This is a genomic window from Pseudomonas sp. JV449, assembly GCF_032424295.1.
Lineage (GTDB): Bacteria > Pseudomonadota > Gammaproteobacteria > Pseudomonadales > Pseudomonadaceae > Aquipseudomonas > Aquipseudomonas marginalis.
This window is the reverse complement of the sequence record NZ_VYKD01000005.1, coordinates 600,870-624,457: the sequence shown is the minus strand read 5'-3', so window position 1 is coordinate 624,457 and position 23,588 is coordinate 600,870. Positions and strand designations below refer to the sequence as shown.

Annotated in this window: 19 protein-coding genes; 13 read left to right on the top strand and 6 right to left on the bottom strand. The window is 61.6% G+C overall.

Going from position 1 to position 23,588, the window contains the following annotated elements; all coding sequences use genetic code 11:
- The first annotated feature begins 19 nt into the window (after nt 1-19).
- Together olsB and F6S08_RS08150 are read left to right on the top strand one after the other, a co-directional pair.
- Nucleotides 20-775, top strand: coding sequence for an L-ornithine N(alpha)-acyltransferase (gene olsB / locus F6S08_RS08155; RefSeq protein ID WP_027604385.1), 756 nt, complete (start codon nt 20-22; stop codon nt 773-775).
- Nucleotides 775-1,566 (top strand): lysophospholipid acyltransferase family protein, encoded by a 792-nt coding sequence (locus F6S08_RS08150; RefSeq protein ID WP_065928266.1) that lies wholly within the window; start codon nt 775-777, stop codon nt 1,564-1,566. The genes olsB and F6S08_RS08150 overlap by 1 nt, the downstream gene beginning before the upstream one ends.
- A gap of 50 nt (nt 1,567-1,616) precedes the next feature.
- Here F6S08_RS08150 and F6S08_RS08145 read toward each other — a convergent pair whose 3' ends face one another.
- Complete coding sequence (locus tag F6S08_RS08145; protein ID WP_065928267.1) at nt 1,617-2,201, bottom strand: ACP phosphodiesterase; 585 nt, start codon at nt 2,199-2,201, stop codon at nt 1,617-1,619.
- 154 nt (nt 2,202-2,355) lie between these two features.
- Here F6S08_RS08145 and F6S08_RS08140 point away from each other — a divergent pair, with 154 nt between their 5' ends.
- From F6S08_RS08140 to F6S08_RS08130, 3 genes are read left to right on the top strand one after another with little or no spacing between them, the layout of a single operon-like run.
- A complete protein-coding gene (locus F6S08_RS08140; RefSeq protein ID WP_027604388.1) occupies nt 2,356-2,682 on the top strand; it encodes an ArsR/SmtB family transcription factor in 327 nt (108 codons plus the stop codon).
- A 13-nt stretch (nt 2,683-2,695) separates the two neighbouring features.
- Nucleotides 2,696-3,862, top strand: coding sequence for an MFS transporter (locus F6S08_RS08135; protein WP_074844333.1), 1,167 nt, complete (start codon nt 2,696-2,698; stop codon nt 3,860-3,862).
- A gap of 28 nt (nt 3,863-3,890) precedes the next feature.
- Complete coding sequence (locus F6S08_RS08130; protein ID WP_027604390.1) at nt 3,891-4,946, top strand: alkene reductase; 1,056 nt, start codon at nt 3,891-3,893, stop codon at nt 4,944-4,946.
- A gap of 294 nt (nt 4,947-5,240) precedes the next feature.
- Here the strand turns inward: F6S08_RS08130 and F6S08_RS08125 are convergent, their stop codons facing one another.
- A complete protein-coding gene (locus F6S08_RS08125) occupies nt 5,241-5,873 on the bottom strand; it encodes a TetR family transcriptional regulator (protein ID WP_027604391.1) in 633 nt (210 codons plus the stop codon).
- 285 nt (nt 5,874-6,158) lie between these two features.
- Here F6S08_RS08125 and F6S08_RS08120 point away from each other — a divergent pair, with 285 nt between their 5' ends.
- From F6S08_RS08120 to adeC, 3 genes are read left to right on the top strand one after another with little or no spacing between them, the layout of a single operon-like run.
- A complete protein-coding gene (locus F6S08_RS08120) occupies nt 6,159-7,307 on the top strand; it encodes an efflux RND transporter periplasmic adaptor subunit (protein ID WP_065947337.1) in 1,149 nt (382 codons plus the stop codon).
- A gap of 3 nt (nt 7,308-7,310) precedes the next feature.
- Nucleotides 7,311-10,472 carry an efflux RND transporter permease subunit gene (locus F6S08_RS08115; protein WP_065928270.1) on the top strand — a complete coding sequence of 1,054 codons (3,162 nt, stop codon included), beginning with the start codon at nt 7,311-7,313 and terminating at the stop codon, nt 10,470-10,472.
- Entirely contained in the window at nt 10,469-11,926 is a 1,458-nt protein-coding gene (adeC, locus tag F6S08_RS08110) for an AdeC/AdeK/OprM family multidrug efflux complex outer membrane factor (RefSeq protein ID WP_027604394.1), read from the top strand. Before F6S08_RS08115 ends, adeC begins: the two co-directional genes overlap by 4 nt.
- A gap of 85 nt (nt 11,927-12,011) precedes the next feature.
- Here the strand turns inward: adeC and F6S08_RS08105 are convergent, their stop codons facing one another.
- Complete coding sequence (locus F6S08_RS08105; RefSeq protein ID WP_315871503.1) at nt 12,012-12,995, bottom strand: hypothetical protein; 984 nt, start codon at nt 12,993-12,995, stop codon at nt 12,012-12,014.
- 342 nt (nt 12,996-13,337) lie between these two features.
- On the opposite strand from F6S08_RS08105, the gene F6S08_RS08100 reads away from it, so the two are divergent.
- The 5 genes from F6S08_RS08100 to F6S08_RS08080 all read left to right on the top strand — a co-directional run bounded on the left by F6S08_RS08100 (nt 13,338) and on the right by F6S08_RS08080 (nt 20,727).
- Nucleotides 13,338-15,035 (top strand): molecular chaperone HscC, encoded by a 1,698-nt coding sequence (locus F6S08_RS08100; protein ID WP_074844328.1) that lies wholly within the window; start codon nt 13,338-13,340, stop codon nt 15,033-15,035.
- Between the two features lie 10 nt (nt 15,036-15,045).
- Nucleotides 15,046-16,659 (top strand): J domain-containing protein, encoded by a 1,614-nt coding sequence (locus F6S08_RS08095; protein ID WP_065928274.1) that lies wholly within the window; start codon nt 15,046-15,048, stop codon nt 16,657-16,659.
- Between the two features lie 148 nt (nt 16,660-16,807).
- Nucleotides 16,808-18,058: an OprD family porin gene (locus F6S08_RS08090; protein WP_065928275.1), complete on the top strand. Its 1,251-nt coding sequence runs from the start codon at nt 16,808-16,810 to the stop codon at nt 18,056-18,058.
- 84 nt (nt 18,059-18,142) lie between these two features.
- Nucleotides 18,143-19,042 (top strand): polysaccharide deacetylase family protein, encoded by a 900-nt coding sequence (locus F6S08_RS08085; RefSeq protein ID WP_074844323.1) that lies wholly within the window; start codon nt 18,143-18,145, stop codon nt 19,040-19,042.
- 119 nt (nt 19,043-19,161) lie between these two features.
- Nucleotides 19,162-20,727, top strand: coding sequence for a M91 family zinc metallopeptidase (locus F6S08_RS08080; protein WP_315871502.1), 1,566 nt, complete (start codon nt 19,162-19,164; stop codon nt 20,725-20,727).
- Between the two features lie 5 nt (nt 20,728-20,732).
- On the opposite strand, the gene pcaC is transcribed toward F6S08_RS08080, so the two are convergent.
- The 3 genes from pcaC to F6S08_RS08065 form a co-directional block, all read right to left on the bottom strand.
- The gene (pcaC, locus tag F6S08_RS08075; RefSeq protein WP_065928295.1) at nt 20,733-21,131 is read right to left on the bottom strand and encodes a 4-carboxymuconolactone decarboxylase; all 399 of its coding nucleotides are present in this window, start codon (nt 21,129-21,131) and stop codon (nt 20,733-20,735) included.
- A 287-nt stretch (nt 21,132-21,418) separates the two neighbouring features.
- Nucleotides 21,419-22,210 carry a 3-oxoadipate enol-lactonase gene (pcaD, locus tag F6S08_RS08070; protein WP_065928277.1) on the bottom strand — a complete coding sequence of 264 codons (792 nt, stop codon included), beginning with the start codon at nt 22,208-22,210 and terminating at the stop codon, nt 21,419-21,421.
- Nucleotides 22,211-22,220: 10 nt separating this feature from the next.
- Nucleotides 22,221-23,585, bottom strand: coding sequence for a 3-carboxy-cis,cis-muconate cycloisomerase (locus F6S08_RS08065; protein WP_315871501.1), 1,365 nt, complete (start codon nt 23,583-23,585; stop codon nt 22,221-22,223).
- Nucleotides 23,586-23,588 lie beyond the last annotated feature (3 nt).

Here is a 23,588-nt window from a genome sequence, read left to right as displayed (position 1 = left end):
TGGCACTCGGAGATTCGCCATGACTCAGATCGCCCGCATCAGCGACACCGGCAATGAACGCCGTCTGCAAGCCGAACGCCTGGTTGGCGCCAAGGCTTTGCAGGAAGCCCAGGCCCTGCGTTTCAACGTCTTCAGCGGCGAGTTCAACGCCAAGCTGAAAGGCGCGGAACACGGCCTGGACATGGATGACTATGATGTTCACTGCAGCCACATCGGCGTGCGGGACTTGAACAGCGGTCGACTCGTCGCCACCACCCGTTTGCTCGACCACCAGGCCGCCAGCACCCTGGGCCGGTTCTACAGCGAAGAAGAATTCAGCCTGCATGGCCTGCTGCATCTGCAGGGCCCGATCCTGGAAATCGGCCGCACCTGCGTCGACCCGGCCTACCGCAACGGCGGCACCATCGCCGTGTTGTGGGGCGAGTTGGCCGAAGTGCTCAACCAGGGCGGCTACAGCTACCTGATGGGCTGCGCGAGCATCCCGATGCACGACGGCGGCATCCAGGCCCACGCGATCATGCAGCGCCTGCGCGAACGCTACCTGTGCAACGAACACCTGCGCGCCGAACCGAAAAAACCGCTGCCGGCGCTGGACCTGCCGACCAACGTAATCGCCGAGATGCCGCCACTGCTCAAGGCCTATATGCGCCTGGGTGCGAAGATCTGCGGCGAACCGTGCTGGGATGAGGATTTCCAGGTCGCCGACGTGTTCATCCTGCTTAAGCGCGATGAGCTATGCCCGCGCTATGCGCGCCACTTCAAGGCGGCCATGTGATGAGCCGCCTGCGCGTGTACGGGCGCATCGCCCGGGTGCTGGTGGTAGTGGCGCTGGGCTTGAGCATGGCCAGTGTGTTTGGCGTGTTCGAACGCTTGGGCGTGGCCAACTCGATGGTGCGGCGCCAACGCTGGTCGCGGTTTTTCATGGCGCGGCTGACCAACGCCCTGCCCTTTCGCGTGACAGTGCACGGCGAGTTGCCGACCCAGCCCATGCTGTGGGTGAGCAACCACGTGTCCTGGACCGATATTCCGTTGCTGGGCGCAGTGGCGCCGATGTCGTTTTTGTCCAAGGCCGAAGTGCGCACCTGGCCGGTGGCCGGCTGGTTGGCGGCCAAGGCCGGTAGCTTGTTTATCCGTCGCGGTTCGGGCGACAGTCAGTTGATCCGCAAGCAGATGACCCGCCACCTGGAACAACAGCACCCGCTGCTGATGTTCCCCGAAGGCACCACCACCGACGGCCGCAGCCTGCGCACCTTCCACGGGCGCTTGCTGGCCAGTGCGATTGACGCGGATGTGTCGCTGCAACCGGTGGCCATCCGTTATCTGCGCAATGGGCAGGTCGACCCGCTGGCACCGTTCATTGGCGATGACGATTTGCTCTCGCACCTGATGCGCCTGTTCGGCAATGACCAGGGCGATGTGGAAATCCATGTGCTCAAGCCGATTGCCTGCGCCGGGCAGGAGCGTGCGGCGCTGGCGTTCCAGGCGCAGCAGGCGGTGCAGAAGGCGTTGTTTGGGCCGGTGCCGGAGACTGAACAAGTGCATGCTCGACCGGCTTTTGCAGCCTGAGATGTGAACACAGTTCAAATGTGGGAGGGTCGCACCGCCCCTCCCACATTTTAGCTTTGTGTTGTCAGGTGGTTATGCGCGAAGGCTTGCAGTTCGGGGTAGAAGATCCGGAAGTCCTCACTCAGCGGCTCATACAACACCCGCAACTCCTGCATCGCATACCCCAATGCCTCAGGCTGCGTCAGCCGCCGCGAAATCCCGCGCAACACCGGCTCCATCACCGCAAACTCGCGGTACGACCCCAACCAGTCATCCGCCGCCATATACGGCGCTATCTGCGCCAGCCGCCCCGGCAACTGTGGTTCGGCCGCCAGCACGCGGTACACCTGCGAGGTGAAGTGCTCCAGGGGCTGGTCGGCGTACAGCGCCCAATCCCGCGCCAGGCAGTGATCGAAGAACACATCAAGGACAATCCCGGCATAGCGCCGGCGGGTCAGGCTGAAGCGCGACAACGCCTTGCCCACCAACGGGTGGCTGTCGGTGAAGCGGTCGATCGAGCGATGCAACTGGATCGCCGCTTCGATTGGCGGGCTGAACTGGCCCAGCAGGCGGCCTTTGACAAAGTCGCCGTACAGGCTGCCCAGCAGTTGCGCAGGAAGTTGGCCGCCCAGGTGCAGATGTGCGAGATAATTCATGCCGCGCAGTCTAGCACTGGCGCCAACGTATCGTTATAACCCGATATACCGATTCAGCCTGAGCTCAGAGCAAATTCATATTGGTATATCGGGATATAACGATTTAAAGTTCGCCTCATCGCGATATAACGCTTTACGACACCGAGCACCTGCCATGTCCATCGACCTCGACGAAATAATAAAAGCCCTGGCGCACCCAGTACGACGAGACATCCTCACCTGGCTGAAAGACCCGAAAGTGCAGTTCCCCGAGCAAGTGCACAACCACGAATACGGCATCTGTGCCGGGCAGATCGACCAGCGCTGCGGCTTGTCCCAGTCGACCGTGTCGGCCCACCTGGCCACCTTGCAACGGGCGGGATTGATCAGCAGCCAGAAGGCCGGGCAGTGGCACTTTTTCAAGCGCAATGAGGAAGTGATCCAAGCCTTCCTCGCGGCGCTTACCACTGAACTCAGCGCTGAAATCAGCGCGACGTTGTAACAAGGAAACGATAATGCCCCTCTCGCTACTCATCCTGGCCCTGAGCGCCTTCGCCATCGGCACTACCGAGTTCGTGATCATGGGCCTGCTGCCCGATGTGGCGGCGGACCTCGGCGTGTCGATTCCCGGCGCCGGCTGGCTGGTCACCGGCTATGCCCTGGGCGTGGCCATCGGTGCGCCATTTATGGCACTGGCCACCGCCAGGTTGCCCCGCAAGGCGGCCCTGGTAGCGTTGATGGGCATCTTCATTATCGGCAATCTGCTCTGCGCCCTGGCCAGTGACTACAACGTGCTGATGCTTGCCCGTGTGGTCACCGCGTTGTGCCACGGCGCGTTCTTCGGCATCGGTTCGGTGGTCGCCGCCAACCTGGTGCCGGCCAACAAGCGCGCTTCGGCCGTGGCCCTGATGTTCACCGGTTTGACCCTGGCCAACGTGCTTGGTGTGCCACTGGGCACCGCGCTGGGCCAGGAAGCCGGCTGGCGCTCGACCTTCTGGGCAGTGACGGTGATTGGGGTGGTGGCGCTGATCGGCCTGATCCGCTTCCTGCCGGCCAAGCGTGACGAAGAAAAACTCGACATGCGCGCCGAACTGGCCGCCCTCAAGGGTGCCGGCATCTGGTTGTCGCTGAGCATGACCGCCCTGTTCGCCGCATCCATGTTCACCCTCTTCACCTATGTTGCGCCGCTGCTCGGCGATGTCACCGGCGTGTCGCCCAAAGGCGTGACCTGGACCCTGCTGCTGATCGGCCTGGGCCTCACCGTGGGCAATATCATCGGCGGCAAGCTGGCGGACAAACGCCTGGCAGCCACCCTGATCGGCGTGTTTATCAGTATGGCGGTGGTGTCCACCGCGCTGACCTGGACCAGCGTCGCCGTGATCCCGACCGAGATCACCCTGTTCCTCTGGGCCACCGCTTCATTTGCCGCCGTACCCGCGCTGCAGATCAACGTGGTGACCTTCGGCAAGGCTGCACCGAACCTGGTGTCCACCCTGAACATCGGCGCCTTCAACATCGGCAACGCCCTCGGCGCCTGGGTGGGCGGCAGCGTGATTGCCCACGGTTTCGGCCTGAGCAGCGTGCCTCTGGCGGCAGCGGCCCTGGCGATCCTGGCGCTGCTGGTAACCCTGATTACTTTCCGTCAGGGCGGCGATGCCGACCTGGCCCCTGCGACCCACTGATCAACTTCAAAGAGAAGGGTGTTTTCCCATGACGACTATTTTCGATCCGATCAAACTGGGCGACCTGGAGCTGTCGAACCGCATCATCATGGCACCGCTGACCCGCTGCCGTGCCGATGCCGGCCGCGTACCCAACGCGCTGATGGCCGAGTACTACGTGCAACGCGCTTCCGCCGGGCTGATCCTCAGCGAAGCCACTTCGGTGACACCGCTGGGCGTGGGCTACCCGGACACGCCGGGCATCTGGTCCAACGACCAGGTGCGCGGCTGGGCCAATATCACCAAGGCCGTGCATGGCGCAGGGGGCAAGATCTTCCTGCAACTGTGGCACGTCGGCCGCATTTCCCACGCGTCCTACCTGAACGGCGAAACCCCGGTGGCGCCGAGCGCGATCCAGGCTAAAGGCCACGTCAGCCTGGTGCGCCCATTGGCCGACTACCCGACGCCGCGCGCCCTGGAAACCGCTGAAATCGCCGACATCGTCGACGCTTACCGCACCGGTGCCGAGAACGCCAAGGCCGCAGGCTTTGATGGCGTGGAGATCCACGGCGCCAACGGCTACCTGCTCGACCAGTTCCTGCAAAGCAGCACCAATAAGCGCACCGACAACTATGGTGGCTCCCTGGAAAACCGTGCACGCCTGCTGTTGGAAGTGACCGATGCGGCCATCGAGGTCTGGGGCCCTGGCCGTGTGGGTGTGCATTTGGCACCGCGCGCCGATGCCCACGACATGGGCGACGACAACCTGAAGGAGACCTTCACCTACGTCGCCAGCGAGCTGGGCAAGCGTGGTATCGCCTTCATCTGCTCCCGTGAAAAGGCAGGTGCGGACAGCCTCGGTCCTCAATTGAAAAAAGCCTTTGGCGGCGTGTACATCGCCAACGAACGTTTCACCAAGGACAGTGCCAATGCCTGGCTGGCCGAAGGCAAAGCGGACGCCGTGGCCTGGGGTGTGCCGTTCATTGCCAACCCGGACCTGCCAGCACGCCTGAAAGCCGATGCGCCACTGAACGAAGCGCATCCGGAAACCTTCTACGGCCAGGGCCCGGTGGGCTACATCGATTACCCGACGCTGCCGCTGTAATCGCCCGACACGCCAAACCAAATGTGGGAGGGGGCTTGCTCCCGATGGCGGTGCGTCAGTCACTGTATGTGTTGACTGAACCACTGCCATCGGGGCAAGCCCCCTCCCACATTGTTGCCCTGGGAAACACTCCTTAACAGCCTTGCAACAAAATCCCTACAAAATACTTAGGCGGCTATGTATCAACCGCCCGCCAGCCCGTATATAAAGTCACCCCACCCATCAGGCAGAAGGACGATTGACGGTCCTTAGGCTTTACTGTTGACACAACCTGATGCAATTACGCATTTTGTCTCAATTGCGCAGGCTGGGGCTCAGGCGCAGCATATCGAGCCCTGCATCCACCCAGCGTTCGGCTTCCTGATGTAGCTGGAAGCTGTCGGGTACCAGCAGCCACTGGCCAATCAGCCCGTTGATGTAGGCATGGATGCACACTGCGCCACGGGTGGTGTCGAGGTTTTCCGGAAGTTGCCCGCGATGGACCGCGTTGCGCAGTGTCAGGCCGATGCGCAGGTTGCATTCCAGGCTGTGGGTCTGGCGCTGACGGCGCATGTCGCACATTTCATCGGTGAATTCGCACTTATGAAACAAAATCTCATTGATGCGCCGGGTTTTCGGGTCCAGGGCCACCTGATGAAACAAATGAATCAGCAGCTTGCGCATGCACCCCAACGGGTCGACCTCGTCCTCGCTTTCACTGGCCCTGGCCAATTCGTCCAGTGGCTCATGCAGCGTGTCCAGCAGGGCCTGCAACAGATCGGATTTATTACTGAAGTGCCAATAAATCGCGCCCCGCGTGACACCGGCCAGCGCAGCGATATCCGCCAGCGTCGTCCGTGCAACGCCGCGCTCATAAAAGGCTTGCTCGGCGGCTTCGAGAATTTGGCTGCGCGTTTCCTGAGCTTCCTCTTTAGTGCGACGAACCATGGCAGTACAACCTCAATCAGGACACCTGAGACTATCGTTAACGCAGTGTTAATAGATGTTAACGATCATCCGAATATTTGTGGGACGACACCGTCATGGGCGCCGAACGTAATGGAATCGAGACTTTTGGCCTGCGTTGTCAACAATCCGCGAAGCCTGTCAAGAGTTTACAAACAACCATGAACGTAAGTATATTGCGTAGCAAGCTACTTATCCACTCACAGCTTGTTTTTTACCCTTCCACACTTCTTGTGCGCACCCTGCGCGCCTGACCCGAGGATCTTCATGCAACTTAAGCCAGCTGTTACCGCTCTGGTCACTGCCGTCGCCCTGGCATCGCTGCTCAGCGGATGTAAAAAGGAAGAAGCGGCTCCGCCCGCTCAAGCCCCTCAGGTCGGCGTGGTCACCATTCAACCGCAAGCCTATACCCTGACGTCCGAGCTGCCAGGCCGCACCACCGCCTACCGCATCGCGGAAGTTCGCCCGCAGGTCAACGGCATCATCCTCAAGCGCCTGTTCAAGGAAGGCGCGGATGTGAAGGAAGGCCAGCAGCTCTATCAGATCGATCCGTCGGTCTATGAAGCCACGCTGAAAAGCGCACAAGCCAGCCTGACCCAGACCAAGTCCATCTCCGACCGCTACAAGCAGTTGGTCGATGAGCAAGCCGTCAGCCGCCAGGAATACGACACCGCCGTGGCCAACCGCATGACTGCGGAAGCAAACGTGCAAACCGCCCAGATCAACGTGCGCTACACCAAGGTGTTCGCGCCGATCTCCGGGCGTATCGGTCGTTCTTCGGTGACCGAAGGCGCGCTGGTCAGCAATGGCCAGACCGATGCCATGGCGGTAATCCAGCAACTGGACCCGATCTACGTCGACGTCACGCAGTCTTCGGCTGAAATGCTGAAACTGCGCCGCGACCTGGAAAGCGGCCAACTGGAAAAAGCCGGCGCCAATGCCGCCAAGGTCAAGCTGACCCTGGAAGACGGCAGCGACTACGGCCATGACGGCAAGCTGGAATTCTCCGAAGTCTCGGTCGACCAGACCACCGGCTCCGTGACCCTGCGCGCAGTGTTCCCCAACCCTGACCACACCCTGCTGCCGGGCATGTTCGTACACGCCCAACTGCAAGCCGGCGTGAACAGCAAGGCGATCCTCGCGCCACAGCAAGGCGTGACCCGCGACCTCAAGGGCATCCCGACGGCGCTGGTGGTCAACGCCGACAACAAGGTCGAGCAGCGTGTACTGGTGGCCAACCGCACCGCTGGCGCCTATTGGCTGGTGGAGAAAGGCCTGAACGCCGGTGACCGCGTGATCACCGAAGGCCTGCAGTACGTCAAGCCGGGTGTGGAGGTCAAGGTCAAGGAGGCTGACAACGCCAAGCCCGCCGGTTCCGCCGCTGCTCCTGCTGCCGCGCCTGGCCAAGGGGAGTAATCCATGTCGAAATTTTTTATCGACCGTCCCATTTTCGCCTGGGTAATTGCCCTGGTGATCATGCTGGTCGGGGCACTGTCGATCCTGAAGTTGCCCATCAACCAATACCCGGCCATCGCGCCAACCGCCATCGACATCCAGGTAACCTACCCAGGCGCGTCCGCACAAACCGTGCAGGACACCGTGGTGCAGGTCATCGAGCAACAGCTCAACGGTATCGACAACCTGCGTTATGTGGCCTCGGACAGTAACTCCGACGGCAGCATGACCATCACCGCGACGTTCAACCAGGGTACCAACCCGGACATCGCCCAGGTGCAGGTGCAGAACAAGCTGAACCTGGCGACCCCACTGCTGCCGCAGGAAGTGCAGCAACAGGGTATCCGCGTAACCAAGTCGGTAAAGAACTTCCTGATGGTGATCGGCCTGGTGTCGGAAGACGGCAGCATGACCAAGGATGACTTGTCCAACTACATCGTTTCCAACATCCAGGACCCGATTTCCCGGACCGCAGGTGTGGGTGACTTCCAGGTGTTCGGTTCGCAGTACGCCATGCGTATCTGGCTGGACCCGGCCAAGCTGAACAACTTCCAGCTCACGCCGGTGGATGTCAGCACGGCCATCTCGGCACAGAACGTCCAGGTGGCCACCGGTCAATTGGGCGGCCTGCCTGCCCTGCCCGGCAACCAACTGAACGCCACCATCATCGGCAAGACCCGCCTGCAGACGGCTGAGCAGTTCGGCAACATCCTGATGAAGGTCAATGCCGACGGTTCCCAGGTTCGCCTGCGTGACGTGGCGCGTATCGAACTCGGCGGCCAGAACTACAGCATCAGCGCGCAGTTCAACGGCAACCCGGCTTCCGGCATGGCGATCAAGCTCGCGTCGGGCGCCAACGCCCTGGACACCGCCAAGGCCATCCGTGCCACCGTGGCGTCCCTGGAACCGTTCTTCCCGCCTGGCATGAAGGCGGTAGTGCCGTATGACACCACCCCGGTCGTGACCGAATCGATCTCCGGTGTGGTGCACACCCTGATCGAAGCGATCGTGCTGGTGTTCCTGGTGATGTTCCTGTTCCTGCAGAACTTCCGCGCCACCATCATCACCACCATGACCGTACCGGTGGTACTGCTGGGTACCTTCGGGATCCTCGCGGCGTTCGGTTTCACCATCAACACATTGACCATGTTCGGCATGATCCTCGCCATCGGCCTGCTGGTGGATGACGCCATCGTCGTGGTGGAAAACGTCGAGCGGGTAATGGCCGAGGAGCACCTGTCGCCGAAAGAGGCGACGGTCAAGTCCATGGGCCAGATCCAGGGCGCCCTGGTGGGTATTGCCCTGGTACTGTCGGCGGTACTGTTGCCGATGGCGTTCTTCGGCGGCTCCACCGGTGTGATCTACAAACAGTTCTCCATCACCATCGTTTCGGCCATGGCGTTGTCGGTACTGGTTGCCCTGATCTTCACCCCGGCCCTGTGCGCCACCATGCTCAAGCCGATCGACCCGGAAAAACACGGCCAACCCAAGCGTGGTTTCTTCGGCTGGTTCAACCGCACCTTCGACCGTGGCGTACTGAGCTACGAGCGCGGCGTGGGTAACATGATCAAGCACAAGATCCCGGCGTTCCTGGTGTACGCCCTGATCATCGCCGGCATGATCTGGCTGTTCATGCGCATCCCGGCTGCGTTCCTGCCCGATGAAGACCAGGGCGTGATCTTTGCCCAGGTGCAGACCCCGGTAGGTTCTTCGGCTGAACGCACGCAAAAAGTCATCGACGACATGCGCGCCTATCTGCTCAATGACAAGGAAGGCGAACCAGGCGAAGGCAAAGGCGTGAAATCGGTGTTTACCGTGAACGGCTTCAACTTCGCCGGTCGTGGCCAGAGTTCGGGCCTGGCCTTCGTGATGCTCAAGCCGTGGGATGAGCGCGACTCGTCCACCTCGGTGTTCGAGATTGCCAAGCGTGCCCAGGGCTACTTCATGCAGACCTTCCAGGACGCCATGGTGTTTGCCATTGTGCCGCCGTCTGTACTGGAACTCGGTAACGCCACCGGTTTCGACGTGTTCCTGCAAGACCAGGGCGGTGTCGGCCATGAAAAGCTGATGGCGGCGCGTAACCAGTTCCTGGGCATGGCTGCCCAGAGCAAGATCCTGGCCGGTGTGCGCCCCAACGGCGTGAACGATGAGCCGCAATACGAGCTCACCGTCGACGACGAGAAGGCCAGCGCCCAGGGCATCACGCTGTCCAACATCAACCAGACCCTGGCGATTGCCTTGGGTGGCAGCTACGTCAACGACTTCATCGACCGTGGTCGGGTGAAGAAAGTCTACGTGCAGGGTGAAGCCGCCAGCCGGATGTCCCCGGAAGACCTGAACAAATGGTACGTGCGCAGCGACTCCGGGAAGATGGTGCCGTTGTCGGCCATCGCCTCGGGCAAGTGGATCTATGGCTCGCCGAAGCTCTCGCGTTATAACGGTGTAGCGGCGATGGAAATCCTCGGTACCCCGGCACCGGGCTACAGTACCGGTGACGCCATGGCCGAAGTCGAACGCATCGCCAAGGAGCTGCCAGCGGGTGTGGGCTACGCCTGGACGGGCCTGTCGTATGAAGAACGCCTGTCCGGCTCCCAGGCGCCGGCACTGTATGCGCTGTCGCTGCTGGTGGTGTTCCTGTGCCTCGCGGCGCTGTACGAAAGCTGGTCGATCCCGATCGCAGTGATCCTGGTGGTTCCACTGGGCGTGGTGGGTGCGTTGATCGCCACCAGCATGCGCGGCTTGTCCAACGACGTGTTCTTCCAGGTGGGCTTGCTGGTGACGGTGGGCCTGGCGGCGAAGAACGCCATCCTGATCGTGGAGTTCGCCAAGGAACTCCACGAGCAAGGCAAAGGCATCGTCGAGGCGGCCATCGAGGCCTCGCGGATGCGCCTGCGGCCAATCATCATGACCTCCATGGCGTTCGTCCTCGGCGTGTTGCCGCTGGCGATCTCCTCGGGCGCCGGCTCAGGCAGCCAGCACGCAATCGGTACCGGTGTAATTGGCGGTATGATCACGGCCACGGTGCTGGCGATCTTCTGGGTGCCACTGTTCTTCGCGAGCGTGTCCGCCATGGGCGAACGTAACAAGACTGAACCTAAGCAAACTCCTCAAGAGGCTGGCCAATGAGCAAGTCGCTACTTTCCTTAGCCGTCACCGCATTCGTGCTCAGTGGCTGCTCGCTGATCCCTGACTACCAGCGCCCTGAAGCGCCGGTGGCAGCTCAGTTCCCACAGGGGCCGGCGTATTCGTCGGCCCAGGCGCCGGGCCAGGCCGCTGCCGAGCAGGGCTGGAAGCAGTTTTTCCATGACCCTGCCCTGCAACAGCTGATCCAGACCGCGCTGGTGAACAACCGTGACCTGCGTGTCGCGGCGCTGAACATCGACGCGTATGCGGCGCAGTACCAGATCCAGCGTGCCGACCTGTTCCCGGCCGTATCGGCCACGGGCAGCGGCAGCCGTTCGCGCACCCCGGCCAAGCTGTCACAGACCGGCGAATCGACCATCACCAGCCAGTACTCGGCCGGCCTCGGGATCAGTTCATATGAACTGGACCTGTTCGGTCGTGTGCGCAGCCTGAGTGAAGAAGCGCTGCAAAAGTACTTCGCCACTGAAGAAGCACGGCGCAGCACCCAGATCAGCCTGGTGGCCAGCGTGGCGAATGCCTACCTGACCTGGCAGGCCGACAAGGAACTGCTCAAGCTGACCCAGGACACCCTCGGCGCGTACGAGCAGAGCTTCAAGTTGACCTCGCGCAGCAATGAAGTCGGCGTGGCTTCGGCCCTCGACCTCAGCCAGGCGCGCACCTCGGTGGAAAATGCCCGCGTGGCACTGGCACGCTACACCCGCCAGGTGGCCCAGGACGAAAACAACCTGACCCTGCTGCTGGGCACCGGCCTGCCGGCGAATATCGCCAGCAAGCCGCTGTCGGATGACCTGCTCAGCGACGTACCAGCCGGGTTGCCCTCCGACCTGCTGCAACGTCGTCCAGACATCGTGCAGGCCGAGTACAACCTCAAGGCCGCGAACGCCAACATCGGTGCGGCCCGTGCAGCGTTCTTCCCGAGCATCAGCCTGACCGCCAGCGCCGGTACCGCCAGCCCTACCCTGGGCGGCCTGTTCAAAGGCGGTTCGGGCACCTGGTCGTTCGCCCCGCAGATCAACATCCCGATCTTCAACGCCGGCAGCCTGCGCGCCAGCCTGGACTATTCGAAGATCCAGAAAGAGATCAACGTGGCGAACTACGAGAAGGCGATCCAGACCGGCTTCCAGGAAGTCTCCGACGGCCTCGCCGCGCGTGAGACCTACAAGCAGCAGTTGGAGGCCCAGCGTGGCTTCGTCGCGGCCAACCAGGATTACTACCGCCTGGCCGAGCGTCGCTACCGCATCGGTGTCGACAGCAACCTGACCTTCCTCGACGCCCAGCGCCAACTGTTCAGTGCCCAGCAATCGCTGATCACCGACCGCCTGGCGCAGCTGACCAGCGAGGTCAACCTGTACAAGGCCCTCGGCGGCGGCTGGAACGAGCAGACCGCGAAGAACGAGCCGTTGAAAGAAGAAGCACCGGCGTTGAAGTTGTTCTGATAGCGCCGCAATAAACAAAAACCGCCTCCCTTATCAGGAGGCGGTTTTTTATGGCCCGCGATATTTTAAAGGCTGGGTGCCAAGGTTAAGTTCTCAATTCACTGACTTGCACCTGAAACCTAAGGCTCGTAATTTTATATTCGATTTCTCTTCCATCGGCGTTGCGGGCAGTGAGTGAGAAATTAAACTCAGCGATAAACCAGAACCCTTCCTCTGAATCTTCAGTGCGCCTTACGCGGAATGTACCCGTCGGATCAGAAAACCCGTATGAGAATTCAGGCCGCATAATAAGAAGCGTATCAACACTTTCTGGCGCCCCCCCAGGCGCTGTGATTGGATAATCAGTAAAGGTTTTCAAGACACTCCCTGCAAACTCAAGGGACGCACGATCACCTCCATGACGGGGCAAGCACTGAATAAAATAACTCGAGTCTGAGTAGATCACGAAAAATACATCACCCAGGTCGATGGGGTCATAACTACCATCGACACTGGCGTCGATCTCACAAAAAACTGGAACCTTCACTTGCGCTCGGTGCTTGGGTACAAACTTACCCGTTGCGCGGTGGTTTGCTAACGCGCAGGTGATTTGAAGGGCATGGCAAACAACTTCCATATCGCCCTTGCCCTGTGGCTCGAAGTAGATGGAGAACTGCATGCTCAGCGCCAGATGGCCGTCCTTGTATTCAAGACGGTCAACGGTCAGGAACCCCGAATATTCCGCCGGGAAATACTCGATGCGTGCTCCGAAGGCAAAGGTTGCCCTGATTCCAGTGTCTTGCGGCCGGATCGGGTAGGTCTGGCCTGCTTTCAACTCTTTAGCCTCAAGAGTCAGTTCATTTCTGGACCCCGGATTGCCCTCAAACCCTAAACGAATGAAAAACTGAGAACCCTCGATATAGATCAACTCGAATGTGTCGAATGTAATCGGGATCTTCTTTTTATTCCCAAAGATCAGGTCCGCGTTGAACGTATTCGACGAGGTTAAAAACTCACCCATTTCTGTTCCAAAGCTCATGAGCACTTCTCCCTTGAGCACCAGCAAAAATACTGCCACCGCCTTGAACATAGGCTTTCAAAAACGGGTCATCTACTGTCAACCCTGACAGTAGACGCAGAAGCGGTTAAGCATAAGGCTGACAGGTTGGACACTCTCCGTGGTGAGCGGGCTTGCCCCGCGCTGGGGCGCGAAGCGGCCCTGATGCAGGCGCCACGTTCTTTCAGGCAGAACGCATTGGCAGGATTTGGGGCCGCTTCGCGCCCCAGCGCGGGGCAAGCCCGCTCACCACAACAAGCCTGCCAACTACAATAAGCCCGCTTGTAAGAACAGTCTCCCGCCTTGCTTTCCGCTCAAGCTTTCAGGGTAAAATTGGTAACAGATTCTTACAGACCACAGAGGGAGCTTGTCGTAATGATCGTAGGAATCGACCTGGGGACCACCAACAGTCTCGCAGCCGTCTGGCGCGGCGATGCCGCCGAAATGGTGCCCAATGCCCTGGGCCAGTTGCTGACCCCCAGCGTGGTCGGGCTGGATGACCAAGGCCGTGTCCTGGTAGGCCAGGCCGCCAAGGAGCGCCTGCACACCCACCCGCACCTGACCACCTCGCTGTTCAAGCGCTACATGGGCAGCGCCACCGAAGTGCGCCTGGGCGACCGCTCGTTCCGCCCCGAAGAACTCTCTGCCCTGGTGCTCAAGAGCCTCAAGGAGGACATCGAGCGTACCTATGGTCAAACCGTCACCGACGCGGTGATCAGCGTGCCCGCCTATTTCAGCGACGGCCAACGCAAGGCCACACGCATCGCCGGTGAACTGGCGGGGCTCAGCGTTGAGAAACTGATCAACGAGCCGACCGCCGCGGCCTTGGCCTACGGCCTGCATCAGCGGGATAAAGAAACCTCATTCCTGGTCTTCGACCTTGGCGGCGGCACCTTCGACGTGTCGATCATCGAGCTGTTCGATGGGGTAATGGAAGTGCGTGCCAGCGCCGGCGACAACTTTCTCGGTGGCGAAGACTTCGACACCCTGTTGCTCGAACACTTTGTCGACAGCCAACGTAACGCCACGGGTTTCCCGCCCACCAGCACGGTGCTGCAAGCCCTGCGCCGCGAAGCCGAGCGCGTACGCAAAGCCCTGGGCCAGGACGACAGCGCCGAGTTCGCCCTGCGTGTCGACGGCCAGCAATGGCTGAAAACCATCACCCAACAGGAACTGGCCAAGCTCTACACGCCGCTGCTGGAACGCCTGCGCGCGCCGATCGAACGCGCCCTGCGCGATGCACGGATTCGGGTCGGCGACCTGGATGAAATCCTGCTGGTGGGCGGTACCACACGCATGCCGCTGGTGCGCAAACTCGCCGCCGGCCTGTTCGGGCGCTTTCCCTCCATCAGCCTCGATCCCGACCAGGTGGTCGCCCACGGTGCGGCGATCCAGGCCGCCCTCAAGGCCCGTTCCGCGGCCCTCGAAGAAGTGGTGCTGACCGACGTCTGCCCCTACACCCTGGGCATCGAAACCTCCAACCAATACGGCGGCCATATCGAAAGCGGCCATTACCTGCCGTTGATCGAACGCAACAGCAGCGTGCCGGTCAGCCGGGTCAAAAGCGTGGTCACCCTGCACGACGACCAGGCCCACGTACTGCTGAAGATCTACCAGGGCGAAAGCCGCCTGGTCAAAGACAACATCGAGCTGGGCCAACTGGATATTCCGGTGCCCAAGCGCAAGGCCGGTGAAGTCTCCCTGGACGTGCGTTTCACCTACGACAACAACGGCCTGCTGGAAGCCCAGGTGAATATCCCGCTGACCGGCGAGCAGCATTCGCTGGTGATCGAGAACAACCCCGGCGTGCTCAACCCGCAGGAGATCCAGCAACGCCTGCAGGCCCTGGCGCAATTGAAGGTCCACCCACGCGACCAGCAGGTCAATACCGTGCTCGTCGCCCGCCTCGAACGGCTCTACCAGGAAAACCTCGGCGAGCTGCGCGAACAGTTCGGCCATTGGGCGGCGCAGTTCCAGCAGGTACTCGACACCCAGGACGAACGCCGCATCCGCGACGCCCGCAGCGAACTGAGCCGTCAACTTGAGCAACTCGACAACGGGTTCTGGCGCTGAGGGCACACCGATGGATTGCTGGACCGTACTGCAACTGCCGGAGGACGCCGACGAGCGCACCATCAAGCGCAGCTATGCGCGTCTGCTGAAAAACTGCCGCCCGGACGACGACGCCCAAGGCTTCCAACGCCTGCGCGAGGCCTATGAACACGCGCTGAATGAAGCACGCTGGCGAGCGGATAACGAAGAGGCAGAACCCGTCCAGGCGCCCGTGGCCGAAGCGGCCTACGCCAACCTGAATGACCTGGCCGAATTGCTGGACATCAGCCCCGTCAGCCCGGCGCCCTTCGACGCCCCCACACCGGACCCGGCCCAGGCACTGCTCGACGGCCTTAACGCGCGTAACCTCGACGAGCGCTGGGCCCAGGCTCGGCAACAGGGCTGCACCGATGCGTTCCAGGCCGGCCTGTTGCGCCATTGTTTCGAAGCACCGGGCGAACGCAGCGCCATCGCCGCTTGGGCCGCGCAACACCTGGAATGGCTGACCCCCTGGCAGCAGGTGGCGATGACGTCCTGGCAATACGAAGCGCTGACCGGCGAGCTGCTGCAAGACTACCGCCGCACCCTGCAGGAACTGCTGGAGCAAAAGGCCGAGCGCGAGTTCATCACCCAGCTCACGCAGTACAACGACCAACCCTGGCTGCGGGTGTTCGACCTGCAACAGCAGTGGCAGCGCATCGTCCTGCACCTGCTGCATGACACCCAATGGAGCGTGCCGCTGTTCGAGCGGGTGTGCCAGGCATTCGGCTGGGACGACCAGAAAGGCGTCTACCCGGAACCGGCGTGGATGTGGCGCGAATTGGTGTCGCGTTGCGAGCAGGAAAGTTTCTACGCCAACTTGCAGGACAAGGCCCAGGACACGCGGCGCACATCAGCCGATGCCCTGGCCGCGCGCCTGCTGCTGACGCCGATGTCCGCCACGCAACACAAACGCCTGATCGATGGGTTTGGCGAGAACGAGTGGAACGCCTGCCAGCACCTGGCGCAAACACTGACCTGGCGCTATCCGCAACTGGTCGAGCGCCTGCCTCAAACAGACCTGTTCTTTTGGCGCAAATTCGTGCCCCGGCCGATCTACACCCAGGTGTTTATCCGGCTATGGGCCGTCTTCGCCCTGGGGCTTGGCCTGAGCATCGCCCACGATAAGCCAGACAGAATGGACGGGATGTCGCTGGTCATTTTCATGCTGATGGCGTTCGTGCCGGCGGCCGTTGGCTTTCGCGTCACCCAAATGTGGGCCGGGATGAGTTCAACCTATCGGGTGCTGGATGTGTGGCTGAGCCAGTACCTGATCCCCAAGCGAATCAACCCCAACGACTACTGGCTGGTGATTCGCCACGGCGTACCGCAGGCGATCATGCTGGTGGCCTGCGGCTTGATGCTCGGTGTACTGGGTGCGGTGACCTATGCCGGCGCGCTGCTGATCAACCTGCTGCACAAAAAACGCATCGGTCATATGAGCCAGAAGTTCGCCGAAGGCTACCCCTGGCTGAACGGCCTGCACTGGGCCTTCTGGAGCCCTCTGCAAGGGGTGTTCCTGGTGGTGATGGTGGCGCTGATCGTAGCTGCGCAACACTACCTGCCGACTGTGCCCTGGACCCACTTCGACCTGCCCAAGCGATAACCCCGCAATGCCGAGGCCGGGCCTGTGCGCCCGGCAACTTGCGTTCGATCATCGCCCACAACCCGCCCTGCCCCGATTGAACCGCCCCCGCACCGCCCCGCACCATGGCCGCCACCTGCATAAACCCAATAACAACAGGTCCACCACCATGAGCACTTTTCACCCGCGCCGGCTCCTGCTGGCCACCGCTATCGCCAGTCTTGCCATGCCCGTCGTCGCCGAAGAACACGGTTTTCTGGAGGACGCCAGCGCCAACCTCAACCTGCGTAATTTCTTCTTCAACCGCAATTTCACCAACCCCACCAAAACCCAGGGTGGCGCGCAGGAGTGGACACAGAGTTTCATCCTCGACGCCAAGTCCGGCTTTACCCAAGGCACCGTCGGTTTCGGTGTGGATGTGCTCGGGCTGTACTCGTTGAAGCTCGATGGCGGGCGCGGTACCGGTGGCACCCAATTGCTGCCGCTGGACCACGATGGCCGCCCTGCAGATGAATTCGGCCGTCTCGGCGTGGCGTTCAAGGCGCGTATTTCCAAGACCGAAGTGAAGGTCGGCGAATGGATGCCGGTGCTGCCGATCCTGCGTGCCGACGATGGCCGCTCCCTGCCGCAAACCCTGCGCGGCGGGCAGATCACCTCGAAGGAAATCGACGGCCTGACCCTGTACGGCGGCCAGTTCCGCGCCAACAGCCCGCGCGACGACAGCAGCATGTCGGACATGTCGATGGTCGGCAAAACCGCGTTCACCTCGGACCGCTTCAACTTCCAGGGCGGCGAGTACGCCTTCAACGACAAACGCACCCAGGTCGGCGTGTGGAACGCCCAGCTCAAGGACATCTACAGCCAGCAGTTCGTCAACCTGATCCACAGCCAGCCCCTGGGCGACTGGACCCTGGGCGCCAACCTCGGGTTCTTCTACGGCAAGGACGACGGCAGCGCCCGCGCCGGCGACCTGGACAACAAAACCTGGTCCGGTCTGTTCTCGGCCAAGTATGGCGGCAACACCTTTTACGTCGGCCTGCAAAAACTCACCGGCAACAGCGCGTGGATGCGCGTCAACGGCACCAGCGGCGGCACCCTGGCCAACGACAGCTACAACTCGAGTTACGACAACGCCGAGGAAAAATCCTGGCAGGTGCGCCACGACTACAACTTCGCCGCCCTCGGCGTACCGGGCCTGACCCTGATGAACCGCTATATCAGCGGCAGCAACGTGCACACCGGCACCATCACCGACGGCAAGGAATGGGGTCGCGAAAGCGAATTGGGCTACACCGTACAGAGCGGCGTGGTGAAAAACCTTATGGTGCGCTGGCGCAATTCGAGCATGCGCCGCGACTACAGCAACAATGAGTTCGATGAAAACCGGTTGATCGTCAGTTACCCGATAAGTCTGCTGTAATCCGGCGCCGCACTTACTGTATCGTGCGCGCCTGCCGCTGCTGATCCGCCCAGCAGCGGCCTCTTATCCGAGCCTGCGCACACCATGAAATCCTTTGCCATCGCATCCGCCGTGCTGGCCCTGGCCTTGAGCCTCAGCGGCTGTATCGGCGCGCCCATTGCCCTGACCGCGCAGACCGAGCAACGCCTGCAAGCCCAGGCGCCGATCCGTTTTTTGCTGACCTTCGATGACGGCCCCAGCGCCTCGGGCTACGACAACCCCAGCCGTTCAGTGATCGCCGACCTGGCGCACAACCCGGTGCTGCCGGGGATCAAGGCGGTGTTCTTCCTGCAGACCGAATCGTCGCGTTCCGGCGGCAGCTCGCGGGGGCGCAAGACGATGGAGCGTGAATACGCCGGCGGGCATGTGCTGGCTTTTCACACTGCCACGACCTTTCATACCAACCACCGCTGGCTGAATGATGCCGAGCTGGAACGCACCCTCAGTCAGGGCGCGAGCGATATCGCCTCGATCACCGGCGCGCCGCCCGTGCTGGTCCGCCCGCCGTTCTGGAACTACGACCGGCGCACCTTCGCCGCCTACCAGCGCCATGGCATGCAGGTCCTGCTGACCGACCTGAGCGCCAATGACGGCAAGATCTGGGGCTTCAATGGCAGCCCAAGGCGCCGCGCCAACCTGTATCGACAACTGTCGGTGGTGCGCGAGCGCATCGCGCTGGGGGAGCTACCGACGGTGGACGGTGTGATTCCGGTGGTGGTGACCTTCCACGACATCAACCGCTATACCGCCCGGCACATGCAGGAATACCTGCAGATCCTGCTGGACAGCGCACGAGTCAATGGCATGAAGACCGCAGCCGAACCGTTCTACACCGATACGGCCGCCCTGCAACGCGCGGCATTGGTGCGTACGGTCAAAGACGTGAATGAAGCAGTGCATCTGCCGGGCGTGTGGAATTGGGTGTGGGACGCCGACTCCCATTAACTCCAGGCCGTTCTTAAGGCATGCAATATCAAGACAGCGTTTGACTGCTTTTTCCTTGGAACAGCATTTCCCCTCCCGCCACTCAAAGGAACGCCCGCCAACCACGATCGAGTCCAACCATGACTATCTCTGCGTCCATGCCCGTGCTGACGAACTACACCAACAGCCCATCACCGGCAACGCCAGAACCCCCCGTCCACATCAAATACAAACGCCCTGACTCCGATGCCCTGACTCCCTCCTCCCGGCCGTCTCCCGAAGTCGCCCTGGGACACAAAAGCTACGTAAACAGCGAGGTCCTGTTTCAGGACAAACACGTAAAAATCTCCCAGGAGGTTGAATTCAGCGCCGCACAAAACGGCGACGTCGGCACAATATTCAGTCAAATCGTATTGGAAACCGGCAACCGTGCAGACCGGGTGAACATCACCCGTACCTCCGATGGAAAGCTGCTCGCTACCGTCAACGATAAAGCCTACACCCTTGAGCTGCTCAATCGCCCCGAGCTGGGCATGGTCCAGCCCCTGTATATCAAGACCCACGGCGGCAACGACTGTGTGGTGGTGGCTCCGGACGTGACGACGCCCATCAGGATCGACCTCGGAGACGGTGACGACTACGCCCGTGGCGGTGGTGGTACCACCCAAATCAAGGGCGGCGCGGGCGACGACTTTATCGAAATGGGCAAGGGCCGTGGAGTCGCATCGGGCGGAGAAGGCAACGACACGCTGGTCGCGGGCAGTGGTAGCAGTGCGCTTTATGGCGGCAATGGTAATGACCGTCTGCAGGCCCTGGAAGGACCTGTCGGTCGAATCGTGCATATGGATGGAGGTCGTGGTCATGACTTCATGATCGCCAAAAATGGCCACACCGTGATGCACGGTGGCGGTGGTGACAACCTGATGGTCAGTCTTGGCAGCTCGGTCATTTACACCGGCAGAGGTCATAACAACGTGAGGTCTCACCATGACAACACGGTTATCTACGCCAAACCTTCGGATAATGTGATCCGCTCGCTCAGCTCACGCAGGTTTGATGTAACGCCCAGTGACGCCGGCAAAACAGCCTATCTGGTCGAGGGTTCCGCCGAGTTCAGACAGCGGGTCGAAGACGATCTGGAGCTATTGAGAATGTCGCCCATAGGCCAGCAGTCGTTGAAGAAAGAGGACGAATTGGCGGCACGCAACAACGCGCCAGTCACCCTGCGCGAGCTGGACACCCGTGATGACATGACCTACGGCTTCAACACCCAAGCCATTCAACGGCATCTTCAAGCAGGCGGCGACGTCGAATCACTGACCGATTCACAGTTGGGTTACATCGTGGAGGGTGAACCGGGAGAAACGGCTGACCTGGGCACGATCAATTACAACCCGATGTATATGTATGACGACAGATCTCCCCCGATCACCAGCCTCGCTCATGAGAGGGGACACGCATTCGCGGGTGCCACAGGTCAAAATCTAAAGGGAGAAACTGCAACACCCGACACTCACCAGGAACGCGAACCCAACATAGAGCGGCAGGCAATCGGTCTGCAAACGGCAGTCCCCCCGGTTGATTTCGACGGCGACCCCAGCACCGCGAAAACCACCACCAATCCACGGGAATTCACCGAAAATGGCCTGAAAGAAGAGATGGGGCTTCCGTTGCGCAAGAGGGTCTACACGACAAGGCTGGCCTGAGCCTGTTACTTCGGCGGGCGGGATTCTACCCCCAGTTCATCCCACACTGATTCAGCCAGGTGGAACGTTGCATTCGCCGCCGGGATCCCGCAATAGATCGCGCTCTGCATCAGCACTTCCTTGATCTCGGCACGGGTAACGCCGTTGCTGGCGGCGGCGCGCAGGTGCAGCTTGAGTTCTTCGCTGCGGTTCATGCCGATCAGCATGGCGATGGTGATCAGGCTGCGGGTGTGGCGAGGCAGCCCGGGGCGGGTCCAGATGTCACCCCAGGCGTGGCGGGTGATCATGTCCTGGAACTCGCTGTTGAACTCGGTCAGCGCGTTGAGGCTGCGGTCGACATGGGCATCGCCCAGCACTTCGCGGCGCACCTGCAGGCCGTCGGCATAACGTTGTTTCTCGTCCACAAAAAACTCCTGGTTCAATAAGATTTCAACTCGATGACCTGTGGCGAGCGGGCTCCTGTGGCGAGCGGGCTTCTTGTGGTGAGCGGGCTTGCCCCGCGCTGGGCTGCGAAGCAGCCCCAATACGGACGCCGAATTATTTCAGACAGACCGTGGCGCCTGATTTGGGGCCGCTTCGCAGCCCAACGCGGGGCAAGCCCGCTCACCACAAGAAGCCCGCTCACCACAAGAAGCCCGCTCACCACAGGAAGCCCACTTGCCACAACAAGCCAGTTGCCACAACAGCGGCCTCAGCGGGCCAGCAGGAATTTGATAACCCGATCACTGAACGCAGCACCGGCCTGCACATTGGACAGGTGCGCCGCGTAGAACTCGGCGTACTCGGCGCCCTGCACATGGTGCTGGATAAAGTGACCACCGGCCGGTGGCGTGACGGCATCTTCAGTGCCGGCAATCACCAGGGTTGGCGCCTTGATCTTCGACAACTGCTCACGGAAATCGGCATCACGCACGGCGGCGCAGTTGGCCGCGTAACCTGGGGGCGAAGTCGCGGCAAGCATGTCGGTGATCTGCTTGGCCTGGTGCGGGTTGGCTGCCGCAAAATCGGCGGTGAACCAACGCGCAATCGACGCATCGCGCAAGGCCACCATGGCCGCCGCGCCATCACGCTGGACCATCTCGATCCGTGGGTTCCAGATCTCCGGCGTGCCGATTTTGGCGGCGGTGTTGCACACCACCAGGCGCTGCAGGCGCTCACCGGCATTAATCCCCAGCCATTGGCCGATCAAGCCACCCATGGACAGCCCGCAAAAATGTGCACGCTGAATATCCAGCGCATCCAGCAGTGCGATCACGTCGAGGCCCAACTGCTCGATGCTGTACGGTCCCTCGGTCACCAGGGATTTGCCGTGGCCACGGGTGTCGAAACGCAACACCCGGAAATGCTCGGTAAACGCCGGGATCTGGATGTCCCACATATGCAGGTCGGTACCCAGCGAGTTGGACAGCACCAGCACCGGCGCGTCCAGGGGGCCATCGAGTTGGTAATGCAGTTCGCCCTCGGCGAGTTGTACGAAAGCCACAGCGTTCTCCTTAGGCGGTCAATGCAAAGTGTTCGGTGACAGCGCGAGTGACCCAGGTGTGCGCCTGGCCCAGGTAGTGGGCCGGGTCGAGCAGGCGGTCCAACTCAGGGGCGGACAACTCGGCGGTGACCTGCGGTTCGTCCGCCAGCACCGCGCGCAAGTGGCGCCCTTCTGCGACGGCGCGTTTGCAGCATTGCTCCAGCAGGTGGTGCGCGGTTTCCCGGCCCAGGCGTTGAGCCAGCACGATGCTGACGGCTTCGGCCAGCACCAGCCCTTGGGTCAGGTCGAGGTTGTGGGCCATGCGTCCGGGGTCGACTTCCAACCCTTCGCTCACCAGCAGCGCTTGTTTCAGGGCCCCGGACACCAGGCGGCAAATCTCCGGCAAGGTTTCCCATTCGGCGTGCCACAGGCCCAGGCTGCGTTCATGTTCCTGGGGCATGGCGCTGAACATCGTCGCCACCAGGCCGGGCACGCGCGTGGCGGTGCTGATCAGCACAGCGGCGCCCACCGGGTTGCGTTTGTGCGGCATGGTCGACGAACCGCCCTTGCCGGGCGCCGACGGCTCGAACACTTCGGCCGCTTCGGTTTGCATCAGCAGGCTGATATCGCGACCCAGTTTGCCGAGGCTGCCGGCGATCAGGCCCAGGACGCAGGCGTACTCCACCAGACGATCCCGTTGGGTGTGCCAGGGTTGTTCAGGCAAGCTCAGTTGCAACTCCGACGCCAGCGCCTCGGCCACCGGCATGGCGTGTTCACCGAGTGCCGCCAACGTCCCGGACGCGCCGCCGAATTGCAGCACCAGCAAACGCGGTTGCAGTTCTTTCAAACGCTGGCGACTGCGCGTCACCGCGCCCAGCCAACCGGCAATCTTCATCCCCAGGGTGACCGGCGTCGCGTGTTGTAACCAGGTACGCCCGGCCAACGGCGTCGTCGCATAACGCTGGGCCTGGGCGGCCAGCACATCGCCCAGACGCGCCAGATCCGTTTCGATCAACCCCAGGGCCCGGCGCAGTTGCAGCACCAGCCCGGTGTCCATCACGTCCTGGCTGGTCGCGCCCAGGTGCACATAGCGTTCGGCCCCGGCATCCCCGCTGGCAATCAACTTGCCCAGCGCCTTCACCAGCGGAATCGCCGAATTCCCCGCCGTGGCAATCGCCACACCGAGGGCATCCACGTCGTACAGCGACGCCAGGCAGGCCTGGGCAATCGGCGCCACGGCCGCCTGCGGGATCAACCCGACCTGGGCCTGCGCCCGGGCGAGCGCGGCTTCGAAATCGAGCATGCCCTGCAGGCGTCCCTGGTCGCAGAACACCTCGGCCATGCTGTCAGCAGTGAAGTAAGCGTCGAACAGTTGATTGCTCGTGCGCAGTGTCATAAC

Bases quoted from the DNA above. Each gene is read 5' to 3' on its own strand.
- F6S08_RS08065 (WP_315871501.1), bottom strand. From the start codon at position 23,585: ATGACACTGCGCACGAGCAATCAACTGTTCGACGCTTACTTCACTGCT.
- adeC (WP_027604394.1), top strand. From the start codon at position 10,469: ATGAGCAAGTCGCTACTTTCCTTAGCCGTCACCGCATTCGTGCTCAGT.
- F6S08_RS08140 (WP_027604388.1), top strand. From the start codon at position 2,356: ATGTCCATCGACCTCGACGAAATAATAAAAGCCCTGGCGCACCCAGTA.
- F6S08_RS08135 (WP_074844333.1), top strand. From the start codon at position 2,696: ATGCCCCTCTCGCTACTCATCCTGGCCCTGAGCGCCTTCGCCATCGGC.
- F6S08_RS08145 (WP_065928267.1), bottom strand. From the start codon at position 2,201: ATGAATTATCTCGCACATCTGCACCTGGGCGGCCAACTTCCTGCGCAA.
- olsB (WP_027604385.1), top strand. From the start codon at position 20: ATGACTCAGATCGCCCGCATCAGCGACACCGGCAATGAACGCCGTCTG.
- F6S08_RS08150 (WP_065928266.1), top strand. From the start codon at position 775: ATGAGCCGCCTGCGCGTGTACGGGCGCATCGCCCGGGTGCTGGTGGTA.
- F6S08_RS08115 (WP_065928270.1), top strand. From the start codon at position 7,311: ATGTCGAAATTTTTTATCGACCGTCCCATTTTCGCCTGGGTAATTGCC.
- F6S08_RS08125 (WP_027604391.1), bottom strand. From the start codon at position 5,873: ATGGTTCGTCGCACTAAAGAGGAAGCTCAGGAAACGCGCAGCCAAATT.
- F6S08_RS08080 (WP_315871502.1), top strand. From the start codon at position 19,162: ATGACTATCTCTGCGTCCATGCCCGTGCTGACGAACTACACCAACAGC.
- F6S08_RS08090 (WP_065928275.1), top strand. From the start codon at position 16,808: ATGAGCACTTTTCACCCGCGCCGGCTCCTGCTGGCCACCGCTATCGCC.
- F6S08_RS08085 (WP_074844323.1), top strand. From the start codon at position 18,143: ATGAAATCCTTTGCCATCGCATCCGCCGTGCTGGCCCTGGCCTTGAGC.
- F6S08_RS08130 (WP_027604390.1), top strand. From the start codon at position 3,891: ATGACGACTATTTTCGATCCGATCAAACTGGGCGACCTGGAGCTGTCG.
- F6S08_RS08120 (WP_065947337.1), top strand. From the start codon at position 6,159: ATGCAACTTAAGCCAGCTGTTACCGCTCTGGTCACTGCCGTCGCCCTG.
- F6S08_RS08095 (WP_065928274.1), top strand. From the start codon at position 15,046: ATGGATTGCTGGACCGTACTGCAACTGCCGGAGGACGCCGACGAGCGC.
- F6S08_RS08105 (WP_315871503.1), bottom strand. From the start codon at position 12,995: ATGTTCAAGGCGGTGGCAGTATTTTTGCTGGTGCTCAAGGGAGAAGTG.
- F6S08_RS08100 (WP_074844328.1), top strand. From the start codon at position 13,338: ATGATCGTAGGAATCGACCTGGGGACCACCAACAGTCTCGCAGCCGTC.